Origin of the sequence: Paenibacillus graminis, assembly GCF_000758705.1 — a bacterium.
In the GTDB taxonomy this organism is placed as follows: domain Bacteria; phylum Bacillota; class Bacilli; order Paenibacillales; family Paenibacillaceae; genus Paenibacillus_AQ; species Paenibacillus_AQ graminis.
Genome location: NZ_CP009287.1, coordinates 2,340,100 through 2,361,885, shown reverse-complemented (window position 1 = coordinate 2,361,885; position 21,786 = coordinate 2,340,100). Strand labels below are relative to the sequence as shown.

Annotated in this window: 16 protein-coding genes; 1 reads left to right on the top strand and 15 read right to left on the bottom strand. The window is 50.9% G+C overall.

The annotated features are described in order from the left end of the window. Positions 1 to 672 precede the first annotated feature (672 nt). From glnA to PGRAT_RS09485, 14 genes are all read right to left on the bottom strand, one after another. A complete protein-coding gene (glnA, locus tag PGRAT_RS09545; RefSeq protein ID WP_025706456.1) occupies positions 673 to 2,097 on the bottom strand; it encodes a type I glutamate--ammonia ligase in 1,425 nt (474 codons plus the stop codon). Positions 2,098 to 2,379: 282 nt separating this feature from the next. After that, on the bottom strand, positions 2,380 to 3,426 hold the full coding sequence (gene aroF / locus PGRAT_RS09540) for a 3-deoxy-7-phosphoheptulonate synthase (RefSeq protein WP_025706457.1): 1,047 nt from the start codon (positions 3,424 to 3,426) through the stop codon (positions 2,380 to 2,382). 317 nt (positions 3,427 to 3,743) lie between these two features. Continuing rightward, positions 3,744 to 4,700, bottom strand: a complete 957-nt coding sequence (locus tag PGRAT_RS09535; RefSeq protein WP_025706458.1) for a 4-hydroxy-3-methylbut-2-enyl diphosphate reductase — start codon at positions 4,698 to 4,700, stop codon at positions 3,744 to 3,746. 58 nt (positions 4,701 to 4,758) lie between these two features. Beyond that, entirely contained in the window at positions 4,759 to 6,207 is a 1,449-nt protein-coding gene (locus PGRAT_RS09530; RefSeq protein WP_025706460.1) for a sensor histidine kinase, read from the bottom strand. A 1-nt stretch (position 6,208) separates the two neighbouring features. Further along, on the bottom strand, positions 6,209 to 6,898 hold the full coding sequence (locus PGRAT_RS09525; RefSeq protein ID WP_025706461.1) for a response regulator transcription factor: 690 nt from the start codon (positions 6,896 to 6,898) through the stop codon (positions 6,209 to 6,211). A gap of 124 nt (positions 6,899 to 7,022) precedes the next feature. After that, positions 7,023 to 8,687: a S1C family serine protease gene (locus PGRAT_RS09520; RefSeq protein ID WP_025706463.1), complete on the bottom strand. Its 1,665-nt coding sequence runs from the start codon at positions 8,685 to 8,687 to the stop codon at positions 7,023 to 7,025. Positions 8,688 to 9,002: 315 nt separating this feature from the next. Continuing rightward, positions 9,003 to 9,656 (bottom strand): response regulator, encoded by a 654-nt coding sequence (locus PGRAT_RS09515; RefSeq protein WP_025706464.1) that lies wholly within the window; start codon positions 9,654 to 9,656, stop codon positions 9,003 to 9,005. Between the two features lie 96 nt (positions 9,657 to 9,752). After that, on the bottom strand, positions 9,753 to 10,808 hold the full coding sequence (locus PGRAT_RS09510; protein WP_025706465.1) for a HAMP domain-containing sensor histidine kinase: 1,056 nt from the start codon (positions 10,806 to 10,808) through the stop codon (positions 9,753 to 9,755). 2 nt (positions 10,809 to 10,810) lie between these two features. Continuing rightward, positions 10,811 to 11,878, bottom strand: a complete 1,068-nt coding sequence (liaF, locus tag PGRAT_RS09505) for a cell wall-active antibiotics response protein LiaF (RefSeq protein ID WP_042266465.1) — start codon at positions 11,876 to 11,878, stop codon at positions 10,811 to 10,813. Between the two features lie 260 nt (positions 11,879 to 12,138). Further along, positions 12,139 to 12,276: a hypothetical protein gene (locus PGRAT_RS33150; protein WP_155990387.1), complete on the bottom strand. Its 138-nt coding sequence runs from the start codon at positions 12,274 to 12,276 to the stop codon at positions 12,139 to 12,141. Between the two features lie 167 nt (positions 12,277 to 12,443). Then, a complete protein-coding gene (locus PGRAT_RS09500; protein ID WP_081758819.1) occupies positions 12,444 to 13,112 on the bottom strand; it encodes a 3D domain-containing protein in 669 nt (222 codons plus the stop codon). A 326-nt stretch (positions 13,113 to 13,438) separates the two neighbouring features. Further along, positions 13,439 to 15,376: a threonine--tRNA ligase gene (thrS, locus tag PGRAT_RS09495; RefSeq protein WP_025705578.1), complete on the bottom strand. Its 1,938-nt coding sequence runs from the start codon at positions 15,374 to 15,376 to the stop codon at positions 13,439 to 13,441. Between the two features lie 530 nt (positions 15,377 to 15,906). Then, the gene (locus PGRAT_RS32280) at positions 15,907 to 16,077 is read right to left on the bottom strand and encodes a type II toxin-antitoxin system antitoxin (RefSeq protein WP_020432651.1); all 171 of its coding nucleotides are present in this window, start codon (positions 16,075 to 16,077) and stop codon (positions 15,907 to 15,909) included. 12 nt (positions 16,078 to 16,089) lie between these two features. Further along, positions 16,090 to 16,932 (bottom strand): SPFH domain-containing protein, encoded by an 843-nt coding sequence (locus PGRAT_RS09485; protein WP_025705579.1) that lies wholly within the window; start codon positions 16,930 to 16,932, stop codon positions 16,090 to 16,092. 162 nt (positions 16,933 to 17,094) lie between these two features. Between PGRAT_RS09485 and PGRAT_RS09480 the strand changes: the two genes are divergently transcribed. Further along, on the top strand, positions 17,095 to 17,277 hold the full coding sequence (locus PGRAT_RS09480; RefSeq protein ID WP_025705580.1) for a transcriptional regulator: 183 nt from the start codon (positions 17,095 to 17,097) through the stop codon (positions 17,275 to 17,277). A 101-nt stretch (positions 17,278 to 17,378) separates the two neighbouring features. Here the strand turns inward: PGRAT_RS09480 and PGRAT_RS09475 are convergent, their stop codons facing one another. Beyond that, entirely contained in the window at positions 17,379 to 21,761 is a 4,383-nt protein-coding gene (locus PGRAT_RS09475; protein ID WP_025705581.1) for a bifunctional 2',3'-cyclic-nucleotide 2'-phosphodiesterase/3'-nucleotidase, read from the bottom strand. Positions 21,762 to 21,786 lie beyond the last annotated feature (25 nt).

The following is a 21,786-nucleotide window of genomic DNA, read 5'->3' as shown; positions in this document are numbered from 1 at the left end:
CGCCCCTTAAAAAATAGACTATCCACAAAAAGTAAGCGTTCTCTATTTTGGACATCTGAAATTTTAATTATCATTTCGGTATATTTGCGAAACTTTTCGTTAATAAAGATATATTTCTTCTATACTATATAGATTAGTTGAACTTGAGCACTTGAAAGCTCGGGGGATGCAATGAAGCTCATGAGGAACTGAAGCTAAGTGGAAAAAGTAAAACTAATTTGCTGAAATCCTGGCTACAAAAGGTTTTAGTTGGATTTTGTACATCTAATTTATGCATATTGACCCTATACGGCTGCTTTCAGCCGAATTAGTAGTACTTTTTCCAACATAGGAGCTTCTATAAGCATAATGAGTTCAATTAGTGATCCATTTTCCCACTTAGGATGACTGCTCTGTTCGTATCCTTATCTGATTGACCTATGCGCTTCCACTCCTGCTTTCTTAAAAGGTTCCAATTATACAGAACCATGTATGGATCACCTAAGCAGAAGCTCCTTGCCTCTACCAGACTAATCCCAGAGGCCGCTGGCCCCTTCACAGCGCCCTTTGACTTCACACTTCATAAAGGTACCACTGTACCGCTGCAAAGCCCGGAGAAAGCCTTACAGCACCAAAAAAAGAAGCCCCCGGTTTCCCGGAGGCCTCTCCATTTATTCGTATGATTAAGCGGTCTTATACATCAAAGTACAGGGAGTATTCATGCGGATGAACACGAATGGCCACCGCTTGAGCTTCAGAACGTTTCAGAGCGATGTAGTTATCGATGAAGTCCTTAGTGAATACGCCGCCTTCTGTAAGGAATTCGTAGTCAGCTTCCAAGGAATCCAGTGCTTCTTCCAGTGTGCCTGGAACGCTGCGGATTTTCTCTTTGTCTTCATCGGCCAATTCGTAGATATTTTTGTCCAGAGGACCATAACCCAATTCAACAGGGTTGATCTTCTTCTTGATTCCATCCAGACCTGCCATCAGCATTGCGGAGAATGCCAGGTAAGGGTTGGCAGTGGAGTCAGGTGTACGGAACTCAATGCGACAGCCCTTAGGTGTCACAGCAGCTACCGGGATACGAACTGCAGCGGAGCGGTTACCTTTGGAGAATACCAGGTTAACCGGTGCTTCGTAGCCAGGAACCAGACGTTTGAACGAGTTGGTGCTTGGGTTGGTCAGTGCGATCAGTGCCGGAGCATGATACAGGATACCGCCAATGTAGTGCAATGCCATTTCGCTCAGGTTGGCATAAGCGCCTTTTTCGTAGAACAAAGGAGAATCGCCATTGAAGATGGATTGGTGAACGTGCATACCGCTACCATTGTCGCCGAACAGCGGTTTTGGCATGAAGGTTGCCACTTTGCCGTATTGGCGTGCAGTGTTTTGCACAATATATTTGTAAGTCAGGAGATTGTCGGCTGTTTTCTTCAGGGTATCAAAACGGAAGTTGATTTCCGCTTGGCCTGCTGTCGCCACTTCATGGTGATGGCGTTCGATTTCGAGGCCTGCTTCACTAAGCAAACGGCACATTTCACTGCGGATATCCTGTTGGGAATCCACTGGTGCTACTGGCACGTAGCCGCCTTTAACGCCTACTTTGAATGCCATGTTGCCGCCTTCGTCTTTGCGGTTAGTGTTCCATACCGCTTCTTCGGAATCTACGAAGTAGGAGGAGCTGTTCATTCCGCTCTCATAGCGCACATCGTCAAAGATAAAGAACTCGGATTCAGGTGCGAAAAATGCTGCTGTACCTACACCGCTGGCTTGCAGGAACTCTTCTGCTTTTACTGCGATGCCGCGCGGGTCGCGCTCATAACGTTCGCCATCAGGTGTGAAAATGTCGCACATGATGTTAAGCGTTGGATGAGCTGTAAAAGGATCGATGTATATAGTGCTAGGATCAGGCATCATAACCATGTCTGATTCTTCAATCCCACGGAAACCTGCAATGGAAGAACCGTCAAATGCAACACCATTCACAAATGTTTCATCATCTACAGCAGATGCTGGAAGTGAGATATGGTGAGCACGTCCACCCAAATCTACAAAACGAAAATCCACCCATTCGATATTGTTCTCTTTGATCGTCTGCAACACTTTTTCAACCGACATGAATTAATTCCTCCCCAAGTTCCGAACATTAGGCCGCTCACAGTATCAAATGTTCTTGTTTTTAATTTTTTTGCTGTCGTCATTATAAATCCCAAACCTAACATCGTCAATGCTTATGTCAGGTATTTCTTGAGACAATGTAAGATATTCTGACGCTTTCGTGAAAAATGCTCCGTTCGTTCAAACACATGTTATGTTCACTTCGCAGTACGCAAAAATAGCCCTCTTTCCCGCCCGAAAGCGGGATGGAGGACTGCTTGAATGCCTTATCGGCCGCAGCTGTTAAAGGACGGGAGCTGCCTCAAGCGAACTGGAGAATCTGCGTCCGACAAGCGGTGCCAGCTTCTCCAGATCTCTCAGAAGCTTATCAAACTGCTCAGGGAACAGAGACTGCACGCCATCTCCCGTCATTGAGTTGTCCGGATCGGTATGCATCTCAATAATCAGCCCGTTGGCACCCGCAGCAACAGAAGCCTTAGCCATCGGCTCCACCAGCTCACGGCGTCCTGTGCCATGACTTGGATCGGAAATGACTGGAAGGTGGCTCAGGTTCTGGAGCACCGGAATCGCTGACAGGTCAAGCGTATTGCGTGTGTAGGTTTCGAATGTTCGGATTCCGCGTTCGCAGAGCATGACATCGCGGTTACCGCCGGCCAAAATGTATTCCGCCGCATTCAGCAGCTCATCGTAAGTCGCACTGAAGCCGCGCTTCAGCAGCACGGGCCGCCCGCAGGTGCCCAGCTTGCGCAGCAGGTCAAAGTTCTGCATATTGCGTGTGCCAACCTGCAGGATATCCGCATGCTCCGCACAAATATCAACATACTCCGGTGTCATTACCTCCGTAATCGTCAGCAGGCCATGGCGTTTGCCTGCTTCTGCCATCATCGTGAGGCCTTCCACGCCTACGCCCTGGAAGCTGTAAGGACCCGTCCGCGGCTTGAAGGCTCCGCCGCGCAGCACCTGGCCGCCGGAAGCCTTGACCAGGCGGGCGATCTCATCGATCTGTTCAGGGGATTCCACGGCGCAGGGTCCACCCATGATGACCAGGTTCTCCCCGCCGATTTTTACACCGCGGATATCAATGACCGTATCCTCCGGGTGGAAGTCGCGGCTCGCAAGTTTGTAAGACTTGGAGATCTTCACCACGTTCTCCACACCTTTCATCTGCCGCAGATGCTCGGCCAGCTTCGGAGTGACTCCGCCCACCAGGCCAATCACCGTATGATCCGCACCGCGCGAGAGATGGACCTGCAGGCCTTCCTTTTCAATAACAGCGATAATTTCGTTTACCTGCTCCTGTGGTGTCTGATTGGATGTAATGACGATCATATAATAGCTCCCCTTTTGGACAAATATTCTTAAACCGGCTCTAAAGACAATAAAAATACTATTTCGCTACGACGCGTGTACGCTTTTAAGCGCTAAAGCAATTTTAACTCATTGACCCGTTTTAGTCAATCTGCAATTGGCCGTATTGTATGCATTATGTCCAAATTATGGCGATGCCTCTCTAATTTCCTCTAATTCCCTCAGGTAACTTCAGGGGATAGTTCCGGATTCCGCCATAGTAAAAAAGCACACAGCTCCCAAAGGCAGGAAGCTGCGTGCTTTCTAATCAGGTATAAGTCCGCACGGGCAGAAATTAATCAGGTAGCGCTTGCGCTCTTGTTCTTCACTGGAGGCAGGAGCTTCGACATGTTCACGGTACGCTTGATCTCCCAGGTCTCAGGCAGTGCAGGATCGTACTGCTCGAGGTAGCTGATGACTTCTTTGGTTATAGGCGTAGGCGTAGAAGCTCCGGAGGTTACCCCTACTTTGGTAATTCCCTGCAGCCATTCCGTCTTCAGCTCCGACACATCGGCGATACGGTGCGCGGGCACACCGGCAATTTCCTCCGACACCTGGGCCAGGCGGTTGGAGTTGTTGCTGCGCGGATCGCCGACAACGATGACGAGCTCACATTGGCCAGCCTGCTCCGCCACCGCTTCCTGGCGCACTTGGGTAGCCATGCAAATCTCATTATGCACCTCTGCGCCGGGGAAAGTCTCCAGCAGCTTCTTCATAATATGCTTGATGTCCCACTGGCTCATGGTAGTCTGGTTTGTAATGACAATCCGAGAGGAGGGAATGGACAATCCGGCAATTTCCTCTTCTTTCTCGATCAGATGGACATGCTCAGGCGCAATTCCCACGGCTCCTTCCGGTTCCGGGTGGCCTTTCTTGCCGATATAGATAATCTCGCAGCCCTCTTCTACCTTTTCCTTGATGAGGTCGTGCGTCTTCGTCACATCCGGGCAGGTCGCATCGACCGTGGTCAGGCCTTTGGCCCGGGCCAGCCGGCGAACCTCAGGCGATACACCATGGGCGGTGAAAATCACCGTGCCGCTGTCGACTTTATCCAAAATATCAAGACGGTTATGGCCGTCCAGCGTGATTATTCCATCGTCCTCGAACGAGTTGGTGACATGGCTGTTATGCACAATCATGCCCAGTATATAAATCGGCCGGGGCAAATCAAGATTTTGCGCGGCCTGCCGTGCCATCACCATGGCATCGACGACGCCATAGCAATAACCCCGGGGAGAAATTTTGATGACTTCCATGAATTCACCGGCTTTCTGCTGTCGTTGACTGCTGTAATAGGACCTGCCTAATTATACCCTATTCCAGCGGCGGAGCAAAGAGAAGCGGCAGCCAGATGACAAAAGTCGTCCCCTCACCCTGGCGCGTAACCACCTCAACCGAACCTCCATGCTCATCAATAATCCATTTGGCGATCGACAACCCGAGGCCGATTCCTTCGGTAATTCCCCGCGATTCATCGGCACGGTAGAAACGGTCAAAGATATGGGGAACCTCGTCCTTATCCATCCCGATCCCCGTGTCGGCAATGCGGATTCCCACCTGATTGTGATAAAAAACAGCGTCCAGCGTGACCTCGCCCGCAGGGGTGTATTTAAAGGCATTATCAATAAAAATAAACATCATCTGCTGCAGATAGTCTTTGTTGCCGAGGATATATTTGCCGTTCAGCTGGCTGAGGTCGCCGACGGACCAGTCGGCCTGCCGCGGCAGGAAGGACGCTCTGCGGGCGACTTCAGTCATCATTGGCTCCAGCGCCACCGGTTCGATGTCAAACGTCCGACCGGTATCGGCCCGGGCGAGCGACAGCATGTCGGCAACCAGACGGCTCATGCGTTTGGATTCGTCAGCGATATCCTTCACAGATTCAATCGATAACTGGCGAATCTCTGCTTCTGTCATCCGGCTTTCAGCCGGGTCCATCTCCCATACCTTTTGCAGCAGATCAATATTCCCGCGTATTGTTGTAAGCGGTGTCCGCAGCTCGTGCGAAGCATCAGATACAAAGCGGCGCTGAGTTGCATAAGAGTCCTCAAGCTCTGTATAGAAGCCTTCCATCCGCCCAAGCATGCTGTTAACGGTCTGAATCAGCCGTCCAATCTCATCCTGTGGCCCGTCATATACGATGCGCGAGCTGAGGTCGGTTCCGGTCTGAATTCCGTTTGCCGCCTCAATGACTTTGCCGATGGGACTCATCGCCTTGCGGGCCAGGAACAGGCCGAAGGTAAATGCCGCGATGAGAGTGGCGAAAGAGCCTACGATCAGGATGTTCTTTAGATTCAGCATCATCCGGTCCTGCTCACCGACATAAGCAGCAACCTGGAGCACTCCTGGATGGGTGGCCATGTCGTCCGAAACATTTACTGCCATTTGATACATCAGAAACGGATTGCCTTCATAGCTTGTTCGAATAAATCCTTGTTCATTTTTTAGTGAATCCTGTTTTGGAATTTCAAACGAAAAACCCAGATCCTCCATGTTGGTGCTGGGAATCATCTTAGATACATCATACACATACATCTGCGCATATAGATTCTGTCCCTCAAACCCCACAAGGGTAAGCTTCCTCGTGCCGTCGATATTCCAGGTCGGCTTCAGTTGCAGCTGGTTTGACTGTGCTTTGAGCCGATCTTTAATATCACCATAAGTATTAATATACACAAACCCGTAAATTGCGGCTGATAGGGCCAGCAGCATAACGGCCAAAATCCCTGAATACCAAGCGGTCAGCCGCAATCGTATCGACATATTAGTCACCTCTTAGGATGTAACCGGCTCCCCGGATCGTTTGAATCAGTCTTTTACCGCCGTGCTCCTCGGTTTTCTGGCGAAGCATGGCAATATATACTTCAAGCACATTGGATTCTCCGCTGTAATCATAACCCCAGATTTTATCCATGATGAGATCCCGGGACAGCACCCGTTTCGGATTCTGCATGAACAGATGCAGCAGCTCGAATTCCTTCGCTGTCAGCTCCAGACGTTTGCCGCCCCGGGTGACTTCCCGCGAGTCCACATCCAGCGTAATATCCTCGTAGGAGACTGCCTGGTCGGAGCCTCCTCCGCCCTGCTCGCTTTTGCGGCGCAGCAGCGCACGCACACGGGCCAGCAGCTCCTCCAGCGCAAACGGCTTGACCAGATAATCGTCCGCACCCAGATCCAGGCCTTTTACCCTATGCTCAATTTCATCCTTAGCTGTAAGCATGAGGACCGGCACCGTGCTTCCTCCTTCGCGCAGACGCCGGCAGACCTCGAATCCATCCACCTGCGGCATCATCACATCCAGTACAACCACATCCGGATCACTGTTCAGTACAGCGCGCAAGCCATCGGCTCCGTTCGTGGCCGTCTTAACGTCATAGCCCTCAAAAGCAAGACCCCGGCGCAGCATGGAAATAATTTTCTCATCGTCATCAATAATTAGAATATTCGGCCGCATCCAAACAACCCCCATTGTCCAAATCATATATCTCTATTGTAACATGATTGCTAGTGTTAGCAGCCATTGCAGCAAAAACGGAAGGGTCTCCCCTTCCGCTCTGCACTTCACCGTCCGTTGTCCGTTACTGCTTCTGAGTTTGTGAAGTGTTGAAGTCGTTTTTATTGCCAATGGTGACAGGAAGTTCAAGCGTTTTGCCGTCACGTACAACGTTGAGCGTGATTTTGTCACCCACTTTGAGGGTCTGGATGTAGGTAATCAAATCCTGGCTGGTTGCGTACTTCTTGCCGTTAGCACCTGTAATAATATCGTAAGGACGCAGATCAGCGGTGTAGGCCGGCGATTTGAAGATGATTTCGGCTACGACGGAACCTTCTTTAATATCCGTACCCATCTGTTTGGCGACCTCATCGGTAATGGTCATCAATGAAGCGCCAATGAACGGAACCGGCTCTTTAGGAATTTCCTGGTTGGCTTCGAGTTTGTCAACAACCTCTTTAATGGTATTTACCGCAATGGCAAAACCAATACCTTGAGAATCCGTGCTTACAGCAACGTTCATTCCGATAACCTGGCCATTCAGATTAAGCAGCGGGCCGCCGGAGTTACCCGGATTGATGGACGCATCCGTCTGCAGCAGGTTTTTGTAATTGCGGGTGCCGCTGCCGTCTTCTTCGTTGATGTCAATGCTCCGGTCTTTGGCGCTGAGCACACCGGCTGTAACGGTATGGTCGAAGCCCTGCGGGTTCCCGATAGCGACCACTTCAGAGCCGACCTTGATGCTGTCAGAATCGCCAAGCTGTACAGTCGGGAAGTCTTTTCCTTGAATCTTCAGCACAGCCAAATCCAGATCCTTGCTGGTGCCGAGCAGTTTGGCTTCATATGGCTTGGTGTTGCCGTCGACAGTAACCTGAATCACATCGGCATTGTCAACCACATGCTGGTTGGTCAAGATATATCCTGCGGAGTCATAAATAAAACCTGTTCCGATTCCATAAGGTGTAAGCTGGGAAGAATTCGAGCCTGAATTCGATTCGGAATTCGAGCCCGATCCTGAACCGGAAGAACTGTTGCCGCCAAATTGATCACCGAAGAAAAACTGCGAAAACGGATCACTCAAATTGGGATTGGCCGAGTTTCGCCCAGAGCTTGTTTTCACCAAAGTTTCAATTTTGACGACTGCCGGTCCAACGGCGTCCACTACCTTCGAAGCATCCGTTGTACCTGTGAGCAGCGATGTCGTTGTGGTGGAAGGCTTGGCCTCCGCGCTGCCGTTGGCTGTCTTCGCCGCAGTGTTCGATATAGATGCCGTAGTCACCGGGTCACCTGTGAACCAGTTGCCGCGATCGGCCATGAACATGGAACCTGAGAGAACAATCATCCCGGCCAGAAAAGAGACCAGCACCGCTTTTACCGGCTTCTTCGGTTTGTGGTTATACTGCCAGCCGTTGCCGCCGTCCGTTCCATTCCCGCCGTTACCGCCCCGTCCGCCATTGCCGTCAAATCCGGTTGTGCGGAGCGAGGTGCTGTATGGCACCGGTCTGACCGGCTGCGGAGGATTCACCTCTACACGTTCCGGTTCCCGGCGGTTATAGTGCTGCGGATCATCCGGGTTCATCTCATCTTTGTTAAGCGATTTGAAAGGTCCGTAAGAGTAATAGTAGGAAGAGCCGGATTCAGTAGATTCATTATTATTGCTGCTATTGCTATCCCATTCCCGCTCCGGCGAGGGTTCATTATCACGATTAAAGTTGTTTTCACGGCCATAGTTGTTTTTGTTATCGTCCATGTTTATCTTTCCTCCCGCACCTTGCGCTTCCGGCAAGGGTTTATTTGTTTTCTTGGTCTTATTTTGTACTTTAAACCTTAAGGTCACATTAAAAACAATTTAAACGGAGATAAAAAGATAAGAGATGGCGGGAGAGCCCATGCAGGGTAGCAGAGATCCGAGACTCACTATATATTCTTAAATTGAAGCAAAAAAAAGCCCGGCGCATAATACGCGCCAGACCTTAATTGTATTTTGTACATTGCCTCATTCACGAAATCCTTGTCCACGAGGGTTACATCAATCAACGTGCAATTATACTAAATTCCAGCTTATTCAACCCTGCGCCCAGCCTTTGCGGTGGGCATATATCGCCAGTTGGGTACGGTCATCCAGCTCGCATTTCATCAGCAGGTTGCTGACATGCGTTTTTACGGTTTTGATGCTGATATGCAGTTCCTCGCCGATGTCCTTGTTGGTCTTGCCTTCGGCAATGAGCAGCAGCACTTCCTTCTCCCGTTCCGTAAGGCCGGAGGAATCTCCCTGCACCGTCCGCTGGCGGATGCCCCGGGTAAGGGCCTGGGATACATCGCCGGTCATCACCGGCATCCCGCGGAATGCGCCTTGCAGCGCGTAGATCAGCTCTTCGGCCGAGACGGTCTTGAGCACATAGCTCACCGCTCCGGCTTCAATGGCATCCACGACAAGATCATCCTCCAGAAAGCTGGTGAGAATGACGATTTTGAGGCCCGGAAATTCGGCCAGTACAGCCCGGGTAGTTTCTGCGCCGTTCATCACCGGCATCATCAGATCCATCAGCACCAGGTCAGGCAGCGCCTCCTGCCCCCAGCTCCGCAGCATATTCAGCGCTTCCTGCCCGTTCGCAGCCTCTCCAATGACTTCGAACATCGGGTCCAGCATCAGATAAGTTTTAAGGCCCATCCGGACCATATCATGATCATCAACAAGCAGAACTTTTATGATACCCATGTTTATCCTCCTAAAGTTTTTGTGCAGCCCAGGCTACCCCTGAAATATTGTTCTTACAACGTTCAACGTTTCTTCCGAAGCATTCGCCTAGTGTGATCAGCCCTCGGCAGCACCCGTGCTGTCCAGCTCCGGGCTGCCCTGCAGAAATTTGGGTATATGTACGCGGATCGTAGTGCCCGCTCCCTTGCGGCTGATGATTTCCACTTGTCCGCCAAGCTTCTCGGCCCGTTCCCGCATCGTTGTCAGTCCGTAGGAGCCTTGCTTATGCTGCACATGCTCGAAGCCCTGACCGTCATCGCTAATGCTCAGCACCACTTGTCTCGGGACTTCGCGCAGCGAAAGGCTGACCATACGCGCGCCTGCATGCTTGACAATATTCGCCATCGATTCCTGTATGATCAGGAATAGCTGATGCTCAATCGCTTCAGACAATTCCCCCTGCAGCTCAAGCTCCTTCACGCCTTTAAGCCCGTTCTGGCGGCAATAATCCGGGAACCATTTCTCCAGCGCTTCAAAAAGATTATGCCCCTCCAATTCCACCGGCCGAAGCTGGGCAATCAGGGCTCTCATCTGCTTCTGGGCCATTTGGGACATGGTAATCAGCTGATCCATTACGGTTTTACCGTGCTCTGCGTTCCGTTCCAGCACTTTAGGCAGCGAAGAAGCGGACATATGAATCGCGAACAGCTGCTGGCTCACCGTATCATGCAAATCCCGGGCCATACGCCTGCGCTCTTCAAGTACCGCACTCTCCGCCGCCTTTTCCTTTTCGATCACTTCCTGCTCGCCCAAACGCTGCAGCAGCTGCATTTTGTTCTCCACCGTGTCCATCATCATGTTGAACTCGTGGTACACTCTGGTAAAAGACTGGTCGTCGCTCTCAGGCATTCTCACGGAAAGATTGCCTTTGGCTACCTGAAGCATATTCAGATCCAGAAGATCAATCCGCCGCTGAATCCGCTGGCCCGCCATATACCCAACAATTACCGTGAACAGCACAATCCCGGCACAGAGATACAACCACATGCGGTAATCCTGAACTTCGATATAGCCGAGGCATGTCCCCGCATACATAAGTCCGGCGGTTACACCGCCGCTAAGGAGAAAATACACCAGCAGCATCCATTTGGTATTGCTTAACAATTTCCCCATGCCTAACCTACCGTTTTGATTTTAATGTCGCCAATGAAGGCACTGACATTAATGCGGACTTTTTTGCCGGCTTCCTTATAATAAGGAGTCTTGCATTGGACACTGCTCATGAACCCGCTCCGTGATTGTTCCAGAACCTGCATGTCTCCGATAAAAGAGCTGCTGTTGACCTTCACGCCTAAATTCATGTCTTCCGGCACGTACACCTTGATGTCGCCTACAAAAGCAGAGATATTAATCTTCGTCTCCCCGTAAGGAATCTGCGCATTGGTCAGATCCAGCACGGTGTCGCCGATGAACTGCGAAATATTCGTATTTTTGAGCTGGAAATGATCCTTGCCCATATGAACATCCCCGATAAAAGCGGAGCGGTGCGTCGTTTCCTTCGAGTCATCCCCATCGTCAAACCTGCCGTGCCATTCGCCATGCCGGCGGGCGTGGCGCTCCTGCCGCTCCTGACGTCTGCGTTCATGCCGCTCATGCTTTTCCTGCCAGCGTGAATCCGCCGATGAGCGGATATGCCCGTTGTCCTCATCCTCGTCCTCATCATCCTTTTGCAGATATTCGTTCCAATCCCGCTTGCCCTCAGGCTTGCCGAATTTCTGCTCGAACTGCTCATCGAGCGTGGATTCGAGAGGTTTGGGCGGTTCAACGTCCAAAGAGCTTTTTTCAGGTCCCGGAGGATAGAAAGTTGGCGGTGACGGCGGAACGGGAGGTGTATGATTCCGCGGTTTGAAGATTACGTATAGCCCTCCGCCGATCAGCATAACGGGAATCAGCAATTTGAAAAAATCGCCTGCCGATACATAGAACCAATCCAGGTTGCGGCCCAGGAAAAACACCCCAAGCGCGAGATAAAAGAACCCCCAAAACAGAGATGATCCCTTGCCGTGGTCATTCGTGGACAGAACATTCTGCACACCCATGACGATAAGAATAACCGGCCAATAATCGGCGAACAAAGAACCTATGTTGAAATCGGTGTACCCCATCTGCCTAAGCAGAAACATCGCTCCCAGACCAATCAGGATCAGACCCCCGAGGATCTGGCTGGTGAATCGTCTTTTCATCCTTCATTTCCCCTTTATATTGATGTAGCTCGCTTGGTTCAATCTTATAGCCTTAGTCTACAGGAACAGGCGGCCGGAGAACAGCGCCGGGAGAAGGAAACTTGCCTCAGTCTCCGGACTGAGGCGCATGGTAAAAAAAGTTAAATCCACACCATAAAAAGGCTGCCCCACCGCTCAGAGAACTGAACGGAAACGGGACAGCCGGTTAAATATCTGATGCAATTCGTTGAAAGCTGCTGTTCCAAAAGCTATCTACAGCATTACTGCTGTGGTTTTTGGACCGGTTTAGCAATGCTCTGCTTCGATGCGCCGTCATTTTCAACAGCAAATTCAGCATTGTATTTTTCGTTTGGTGTTTGATAATTTTCTTGTACCTTTGGTTTCTTGGAATTGGCCACGGAAATCACCTCCCTTGTCTCTTGTGCAGTCTGATTTCAGATTGCGCTCTGAGATGCTGACGAAAGAGGCTATTACTCTGCCCCAGTCCGTATTATGAGAAAGGCAGGGCCTATTTATGCATGATCAAGTGAAATAAAATTCATACTTCCGCTCTATGCGGCAAGCGTTAAATAACTTCCTCAAGCAGATCCTGCGGGATGGCATTATAAGTTTGGATGGCCTGTCCCAGACTCTTCAGCATGTTCTCGGTACATTTTCCGTTCCCCCGCTTAATGAGCTGAACCACTACCGTCTTCTTTCCCCACTCCTTATAGACCTGCTTGGTGGTGCTGAAATACAGATCAATTTTCCGGCCTTTAATGGCTGAACCTGTATCCGCTACAACCGCGTAGCCATAGCCAGGTATATACAGCACGCTGCCAAGCGGAATGACTTTCGGGTCCGCGGCGATGGTTGAGACGGCATTTTTATCCCGGCGGACTTTGACACCTGAATAGGTAATGCCGTACTGCGGATGTTTTGCGGTTTTGCCTGTAGACTCATAACCTGCTGTATAGCCTGTAGCTGTTACTTTTAGAGAAGAGATAATCTGCTCCGGTGCAGGTGCCGCCACCTGAATGGATGCCGGCCTCAGCGGCTGCTTCGCCGATGGTTGGACTGGCTGAGGTGCTGCTGAATGCTTCGGTGCCTGGCTTGCCGCCGGCTGGCCCGACTGGGCAAGCGCCTCTGAACGGGAAACCCCTCTGGAAACGGACTCCCCCTGAGCGTACAGCGCGGCTTGGCCAACCGAAAGCACGTCATTTAGAGTATGGCTGTGGACACTGCTGAACGGCATAGCATCCTTAGTATATTGCGGATCAAGTGACTTTGTTGTACTGCTTAGCTGATTTGCAGTGTCTCCCGTCCCGTTCGCTTCCACCCGCTTGTGTCCAAAATCAGGATAGACTCCGGCAGCAGTCAGCAAAAGTACAATAGTGACGAAAAGACACCAAAACCTCTGGCATAAGCCCATTTTGTTCATTAGTTAAACCTCCCCCTATTAGCGAAGGTTTCCCGTTTCACAAAATTTTATACCTGCAGCCGTAAGGTAACGGCCGCAGGCGGCGTATGACAGAGGCTTATATAGGCCTTACAACTATCAGAATATCTGCGGCAGCAGCTTTAGATTACACGCTCCGCAACTTCCTTAACCAATGCAGCAATAACTTCCTGAAGCGGCTGGGCACCGATATCGCCTTCACCGCGCTTGCGGATTGAGACGCTTCCCGCATTCATCTCGTTCTCACCGACCACGAACATATAAGGCAGCTTCTCCAGCTGCGCTTCCCGGATCTTGTAGCCCATTTTCTCGTTGCGCAGGTCTACTTCGGCCCGGATGCCGCTGGCCAGCAGCTTCGCTTCAACCTCCTTGGCATAATCATCAAATGCCGAGGATACCGGAATGATCTTCACCTGCTGAGGAGACAGCCAGAGCGGCAGGGAACCGGCAAAGTTCTCCAGCAGGAAGGCTACAAAACGCTCCATGGTGCCGAGGATACCACGGTGCAGCACGACCGGACGGTGCTTTTGACCATCATCCCCGACATATTCCAGCTCAAAGCGCTCAGGAAGCAGGAAGTCGATCTGTACGGTGGATAATGTTTCTTCTTTGCCCAGTGCCGTCCGGATCTGCACGTCCAGCTTCGGACCGTAGAACGCGGCTTCGCCATCCGCTTCAAAGAACGGCAAGCCGGCTTCCTCAGCCACTTCACGCAGCATCCGCTGTGCAGTTTCCCACATTTCATCGTTCTGGAAATATTTCTCGGTATCCTGCGGATCACGGTAGGACAAGCGGAAGCGGTAATCGTGAATGCCGAAATCGCTGTACACCTGCTTGATCAGATCCAGCACACGGGTGAACTCGCTCTTAATCTGGTCCAGACGGCAGAAGATATGGGAATCGTTCAGCGTCATGGAGCGCACGCGGTGCAGACCTGTCAACGCGCCGGACATCTCATAGCGGTGCATCGTACCCAGCTCAGCGATACGGATCGGCAGATCACGGTAGCTGTGCATCGAGCTCTTATATATCATCATGTGATGCGGGCAGTTCATCGGGCGGAGGACGAATTCTTCAGTATCGATCGTCATCTTCGGGAACATATCTTCCTGGTAATGCTCCCAGTGCCCGGAAGTTTTGTACAGTTCCACGTTGCCAAGCACCGGAGTGTATACATGCTGATAGCCGAGGCTGGCTTCCAGATCCACGATATAACGTTCCAGAATACTGCGCAGCTTCGCGCCTTTTGGCAGCCAGATCGGCAGACCCTGGCCTACCAGCTGGTTGAATGTGAAGATTTCCAGCTCTTTGCCGAGCTTCCGGTGGTCGCGTTTCTTGGCTTCCTCCAACAGACGCAGATGCTCATCGAGCTGTGCTTTTTTGATCCAGGCTGTACCATATACACGTTGAAGCATCTTGTTCTTGCTGTCGCCGCGCCAGTAAGCTCCGGCTACATTCATCAGCTTGAAGACTTTGATCTTCGCTGTGGAAGGGACATGCGGACCGCGGCAGAGGTCAAAGAACTCTCCCTGTTCATAAATCGTGATCACGCTATCCTCAGGCAGCGCCTCGATCAGCTCCAGCTTGTACGGATCGCCCAGCTCGCCGAAACGCTCCAGCGCTTCCCTGCGGCTGACCTCTTTGCGGATAATCGGCAGATTCTCGGATACGATACGTTCCATTTCCTTCTCGATCTTGAGCAGATCCTCCGGATTCAGCGGGTGCTCCAGATCCATATCATAATAGAAGCCATCTTCGATTACCGGACCTACCCCCAGCTTAACCTCCTTGGTTCCGAACAAGCGCCGAACCGCCTGCGCCATCAAGTGGGCAGTACTGTGGCGCATCACTTCGAGGCCTTCCGGCGAATCCAGGGTCACGATCTCCACTAACGCACCTTCCTGCAGCGGCGTTGCCAAGTCTACAACAATCCCGTTGAGCTTGCCTGCTGCCGCATTCTTGCGGAGCCCGCTGCTGATCGAAGCCGCTACATCGTCAATGCTGCTGCCCTCCGCATATTCCCGGACCGAGCCGTCCGGAAGCTTAATATTTACCGGCATGATTATTCCTCCTGAAAGTTTTGTGAGCCTCTGCTTCCTGATTGTGCTTCGTACAAAACTCGCTTCGAAAGCATAGGCTATCAATACATACAAAAAACACCCGTCCCGCAAAGGGACGAGTGATTGCACCCGTGGTTCCACCCAAATTCGATTCCAATCCTGCAGGAATCCTTCATCAGCATGGGAATAACGGCCATGAACCGGCGGTTCTTACTATACCCTGCAGGTTGTCCGCAAATAGACAGCACCCGGGAGTTCATAACCGCAGCTACAAAGGGGTAGATCGGTTACCGGATACCGGAGGAAATTGCAGCCTGAAGTTTCCTCTCTCTGAAGCGGTCCTGTAGTAACAATCCCTATCTTTGTCAACGCTATTAACATGAATCATGTGTAATTATAATTCTGTCTCCGGCGTTCCGTCAAGTCAATCTCCTAAGGTAAACATCTTCAGGTAACATATCCTCAATAAAAATCCGCAATACCAACGCCAAAAATAATGCAGGGCAGAAGCCGCCTTCTGCCCCGCAATACTATTCTTCCCGGCGTTTCCGTTCAGGCAAGCGGCCTGCGCGTTTCAAAGCCTCACGCAGCAAGTATTCGATGTGTCCGTTCACGCTGCGAAATTCTTCTCCTGCCCACCGTTCCAGCGCCTCGTGCAGTTCGGGATCGATCCGCAGCGGAAAGCTCTTCTTGGCCGCCATGATGAACGATCCTTAGTATAACGAGCCGGCGTTAATGACCGGACTCGCACCGCGCTCCGACACAATCGCTACCATCAGATTGTTAATCATCGCCGCTTTGCGTTCTTCATCAAGCTCGACTACACCGCTCTCTTTCAGCTGGCGGATCGCCATATCCACCATGCCGACGGCACCCTCAACAATAATCTGCCGTGCGGACAGAATGGCGGACGCCTGCTGGCGCTGCAGCATGGTGCTGGCGATTTCAGTGGAATACGCGAGATGTGTCAGGCGTGCCTCGATGACTTCAACACCGGATAAGGAAAGACGTTCCTGCAGCTCCGTTGCCAGCTCCTTGGCGATTTCATCCGCATTCGCCCGCAGGGACATCCCGGATTCGTTAAAATTGTCGTAAGGATACCGGCTGGCCACATGCCGCAGCGCAGTCTCACTCTGAATTTCTACAAAAGCCATATATTTGTCGACATCAAACAACGCTTTGGCAGAATTGACTACCTTAAATACGATAACTGCGGCAATCTCAATCGGATTCCCCTCGACATCATTTACCTTCAGCTTCACACTGTTGAAATTGCGCACCCGCAGGGATACGGTCTTGCGGATGCTGAAGGGAATGACGGCAAAGAGCCCGCTGTTGACAATGGTACCGACGTATTTACCAAAAAAGGTTACCACGACAGACTTATTCGGCTGCACTACCGTAATACTCGTACAAAGCACACCTGCTACGACAAACAGGATAACGGGAATCATAGCATAGTCATGAGCTGCACCGTAAATCCCTCCTGCCACACAGATGGCAATTAGCGCAATAACCAGAAAGCCGCTGATTGGATGCAATGTTTTTTCTTTCATGAAAGGCACCTCCATAAGATATGTATTTGATATAATTATGATATCACTTTTGGATATGACTGTAAACAAAAATATCACTGCATATTTGCCCGTTTTCTTTTATACTACGAAACTATCAAAGGCTATATTCAATACTACTAATGATGAAGGAAGTGGAAACCCATGAGTGTTAAGGAACAGGTATTCGATATTATTAAGGCATCGGAAACTCCGCTCAGCGCAGGCGAGGTTGAAAAGCTGTCCGGTCTGGAACGCAAAGCCATTGACAAAGCCTTCACCGAACTAAAAAAAGAAAATGCGATTGTCTCCCCGGTCCGCTGCAAGTGGGAAGCTGCCGTCAAGTAACGCACTTCCCGCATTCCTGCCTGTACAAAAAGAGCTCCGCTGCCATCAAATCGATGGGCGGAGCTCTTTTATGAATGACTAGTTCATGCCAGATTCAAAGCTTAGGAAGCTTTCTTCTCCAGCATACGGTAAATGATGACCGCTGCCTGTGCACGGGTAGCATCGCTCTTCGGCGCAAATTTCTTTCCATCCACTCCGTTGACAATGCCAAGCTGTGTAAGCTGGGCTACAGCCTCTTGAGCATAGGAAGCGATTTTCGACTTGTCGCCAAAGCCGGCCAGTACGGATGCAGAGTCGATGGGCTGCAATTGATCCTTAAGCGCTGCCGCGATCATAAGCGCCATCTCTTCACGGGTCACTTCACGGCCCGGCTCGAACTTGCCGTTGCCGGAGCCTTTCACAATACCGGCGTTAACAGCAGCAGCTATGGCATCGGTATACCATACCCCTTGCTTCACATCGCTGAATTTGGTGCTTGCTCCTGAAGGAGTGAGGTTCAGTGCACGAACCAGCATCGCAACAAATTCTGCGCGTGTTACTGTCTTGTTCGGAGCGAAATTCTTTCCGTCAATTCCTTTTAGGATGCCCTTGGCCGCCAAAGAATTGATCGCTTCCTGCGCCCAAGCCACTTTGCCTAAATCACCAAAAGTGATTGCAGGCGTTGGTGTAGGAGCCGGAGTTGCGGTTGCGGCCGGTGCAGGCGTTGCCGTTGCAGCCGGTGCAGGTGTAGCCGTAGGTTTTGGCGTAGCTGTTGGTGCAGTACCCCCTCCGCCTCCGCCGCCTTGACCCGGAGCTGGCGTTGAAGCTGTCAGGTTATTCGTAATCCGGCCCTCAATCGCGGCCGTAATCGCCCCGCCCTTAAATGTGTTCTGAACGTAATCATAGAAGACATCCAGGTCTATCGGACCTGCCAGGGATTCACTGGCCTTGGTCAGTACACTGTAGTTATCGCCGCCCGCAGCCATGAAGTTGTTGACGACTGCCGTGTAGCTTTCTGTCATGCTGATCGGTGTTCCGTCAGTCTTGGTCAGGCTGGCAATCCGGTCAGCCACCGGCAGATACATATTTGCGGTATATTTCAGACCGGAGATCTGAAGGGTTTTGGTGTCAGCCGTTCCGTCAGCTTTGGTTCCCCATTGCTGCTGAAGCAGGGTTTTGATCTGCTCACCGGTCAGCGTCAGCTTCACCAGCGTGTTGCCGAACGGCTGGATCTTCGCCAGGTCGCCAAAAGATACATTGCCTTTTGGAAGATCGGCGCGGATGCCGCCCGGATTCATGAAGGCGAAATCTGCAATGCCTTTGCCATCTTTAAAATCAGCCTGGCGCATAGCGTCGGCAATCAGGTTGCCGAGAGGAGCTTCATTATTGTAGGCATCCGTACGGGTAACCGAACCGTCTGTAGTGCCGACTGGCAGGGCCAACTCCGGGTGAAGCTTAAGGTACTTGTTCACCAAGGCCACCGTTTCAGCATCCGGTTCCACTCCTTTTTGGAGGGTTGAGGTTACGGTAGCTGATTTGGCTTTGACATCCTTGGTATCCGGATCAATCACCAATTTGATGTCTTCAAATGCGGTTCCGTAGGAATAAGCCTGAACAATCAGCTTACCGTTCACTACGCCATTGGCAAGCGCATGATTGTCGCCGGCCACGATGACATCAACCGGTGAATCGGCCGGAAGAGCCTTGGCTAAGTCCGCGGCTTCGCCTGTAGTCACATCCCCTTTGGTGGTTGCCGGGTCATGGGCAAGGACAATAATCGTTTCAACGCCTTGCTTCTGAAGCTCTGCAGCATATTTGCCAATCGCCGCAACCTCTTCCTCAGCGCTCAGGAATCTCACACCGGCTGTGCCGGCCGGAGATACCTTGCTTGGAGTGGCTTTGGTAACCACGCCGATAAATCCGATTTTCACACCGCCCACTTCTTTGATGGTATACGGTTTGATAATAGGTTTGCCTGTATCTTTATCTACTGCATTGGCATTAATATAGTCAAAATTCACAGGTGCATGGGTAATTTTTTCATTTACTGGGTCTACACCGCCAAAAATTTGTGCTTTAAGTGCTGCGACACCCTGGTCGAACTCATGGTTGCCCAAAGTTCCGACATCGAACTTCATCAGGTTCATCCATTCCAGCGTCGGCTTGTCGCGCTCCCTTGAGGACACTGGAGCTGAAGCTCCTACAGAGTCTCCATTGTGGACAAGCAGCGAGTTCGCATATTGTGCACGTGCCGTTTTCAGGTAAGTTGCCAGAATGGCAGCTGTGCCCACAGCATTGTCGCCTACATAGGATGTTGTATCCAATTGGCCGTGGAAGTCATTGATTCCAAGAATGTGAACCTTGACATCACCGCTCAGATCGAGGTTATAAATTTCGAACCCTTTATCGTTCTGTGTGCCGGTATCCGTAATTTTGTCATCCTTAAGCAATACCTTCTTAGCCTTCGGAGATGAGGTAAAGGTTACTTTGACATCCCCTTTGATCGGCTGGATAGACCAGTTGTTGTCCGCAGGCTGATTCACGGTACCTGCTTCCTTGATATAATCCATCAGAACCTGACGGTTTTCTTCCAGCGTATCAATGATCAGCTTGCCGTCCTTGATAGGGAAGTTCCCCCCGCCGCTCGCACGGTAGTTATTGGTAACAACGATAAACTTCTGATCCATATTAAGAGGCTGATCATTATAAGTAATAGAAGTTACACGGCTGGAGGAACCGTCATTAATTGTTCCATCCGTGTTGTATTTCGCATTTTTGGTCACATCAATCTTATATTTAATTCCGTCAATAACATCGAAATTATATACGGCAAACTTGGAGTTGAGCAGCTCCTGCGGCGTGGAAACTGCCGGATCGATACGGTTGAATGCACCCGCACTCATCTCCACCCACTCTTTTACCGTAGCGCCACTGACCTCGACCGCTTTCAGCGTATTATCATAGAGGTACAAGTCACTTGCGCTGCGGATGGTCAATGGTCCTGCCTCGATTTCCGTATACTCATCCGGACCGTTGCGTCCGGCCTTGAAGGGTGCTCCTACACTAAGAATTGCCTTACCCTTATACTGGGCCAAGGAGGGATCTGTATTAATCAGATTCTCGACATAACGCTTCTGGGCATAGGTTACGATCTGAACGGTCGGATCATCCTGCACCAGAGCAAAATAGCTGTTCATAGGTACGTTTGTTGTGCCGAGCTGTTCACTGACGTACTTAATTGTGGCCTGATGATTGGCAGCAACAGCCGCGTCTACCTCAGGGTCCGGTTCAACATTGGAAATATTCACTTTGTTCTCGTTTCTGTAAATCGAACGTGTCGAGGAAGTGGAAGCGGACTTGTCCACCTTCCAATGCCCGCTCTTAGCCGGGTCCTGGCTAATGGCAAGGTCGATCAGGCCCAAATAGCCTCCGCCATAACCGGCTTGAACTGCCGGAACACCGTTAATCTGGCCTTTGCCATTGTCGATGCCAGGCAGCTCGTTGCCAGCGGCATCCTTGAATGATGCGTCCAGTGACTTCACATCCGCTGCAGGGAATACCTTATGGGTATGGGAGAACGTAATGGCATCAATGCCCGCTACCTTGCTGAGCGCATTAATGTCATTTTCGGAGAAGTCGCCTTCCACTGCGGACTTGTCAAAACCGGTATGCGCCATAGCGACGATGACATCAGCACCTTCAGCCTTCATTTGCGGAACAAATTTGCTGGCTGTCGCAGCAATGTCTTTGGTGATGACCTTGCCTTCCAGGTTGGCTTTGTCCCAGTCCATGATCTGCGGGGTCACCAAGCCAATAAGACCGACCTTGATGGTCTGCTCAACGCCGTTGCTGTCTTTAACTTTTTTGTCCAAAATCTTGTAAGGCGTAAAATAGTTTACATCATTCGCAGGATCGTTATCCTTGTCATCCACATACACGTTTGCATTCAAATAGGGGAACTTCGGAAAATTATTCGAATGGCTATAAGTAGCATAAGTTGCCGATGTTACACTTTCCAAATAATTCAGTCCATAGTTAAATTCATGATTGCCAAGTGTTGCCGCATCATAGCCCATAATATTCATAGCCGCAATCATCGGATGAATTTGGTTCAGCTTGCCCTCCGGATCAGCCTGCTTCGACAGATATGTGCCAAGCGGTGTGCCTTGAATCAAATCGCCGTTATCGAGCAGAAGATTGTATGTTCCTTTCGGCTCTGCTTTGGCTTGTTTCACCAAAGTCGCCGTCCGGTCCAGCCCCACTGTTAACGATGAATTGTTCTTAAAATAATCCCAGCCCATCACATTGGTGTGAACATCCGTGGTGCTCATCAGGCGTAGATTAATTGTCCCGGGAGTTCCCGGATCTACGGCTTCAGCGCCTGCGGCTTCTGCCTTGCCTGCTCCCAAAACCGGAACTGCAAAAACTCCGCCCAGCACTTGTGCTGCCAGAACGGTGGTCGCCAATATCGAAGCTATCGGCTTGTTCCATCTTCTTTCTCCCATAAGTCAGATATCCTCCCCATATGTT